This window comes from Pseudoalteromonas sp. 78C3, assembly GCF_002836695.1.
In the GTDB taxonomy this organism is placed as follows: Bacteria; Pseudomonadota; Gammaproteobacteria; order Enterobacterales; family Alteromonadaceae; genus Pseudoalteromonas; species Pseudoalteromonas arctica.
On sequence record NZ_PJAV01000045.1, the window covers coordinates 1 to 941 of the forward strand.

The 941-nt window shown below is 42.5% G+C and carries 1 protein-coding gene; it reads right to left on the bottom strand.

The genetic code is table 11. The features are described from left to right. A partial coding sequence (locus CXF76_RS00730) for an IS30 family transposase (protein WP_101162816.1) occupies nt 1-844 on the bottom strand: 844 nt, incomplete at its 3' end. Nucleotides 845-941: the final 97 nt, after the last annotated feature.

The following is a 941-nucleotide window of genomic DNA, read 5'->3' on the forward strand; positions in this document are numbered from 1 at the left end:
TAAAATCTGTGCTCTTCGGCCAATACTGGCGTAGTAATCCATTCGTGTTTTCATTCAATCCGCGCTCCCATGAGTGATAAGGGTGAGCAAAATAAACAGGAACACTTAAAGCCTCTGTGATTTGATCGTGATAAGCGAACTCTTTTCCATTGTCAGCCGTGATGCTATGAAGCGCTGACCTATATGGCCTTAATAGTTCTATCGTCGCCGCAGTGACGGCTTGTGCTGTTTTGCCTGCCACCTGAGTTGATACAGTGAATTGGGTGACCCGCTCTACAATGGTAACAAGGGCGCCTCGATGACCTTTACCTATGACGGTATCTATTTCCCAATCTCCGATACGACCTTTCTTATCAACTATTTGTGGACGTTCTTCAATGCTAACGCGATTTTTTATTTGCCCTCGGTTTGTTTTACCATGACTGCGCTTGTGATATTTCTTACCGTGTCGGCGCAGATGTAGGTATAACTCACCACCTGCTTTTTTATCTTCCCAGATATACAGATAAATGCATTCATGGCTGACAGACCGTTCACTTTTTTTACGCAACCATCCCGTTATTTGTTCAGGACTCCACTTCTCATTAAGCTTCAGGGTAATTAAAGCCATCATTTCAGGTGTCATCTTAAGCGGTTTTCTTACACTTCTTCGGCGAAACAAAGCCCGCTCATGAGCTTGTTTATGTCTGTAACCTCGCTTACCTGTATTTCTAGAAAGCTCTCTTGAAATCGTAGATTGCGATAAATCAGTTAGCTCAGCAATACTTTGTTGCGTAAAACCACTTTTCTTTAGAACGGCGATCTGGCATCTTTGCGCATAGGTCAGTTGTTTGTAATGTCTCATTGTAAAATCTCTTGCCGGAGAAAAAGCAGTTAGCTTATGAGCAACTGACCACTTAATCTAGCCAAAACAAGTTATGCACTTACAATTTGAATCTAGG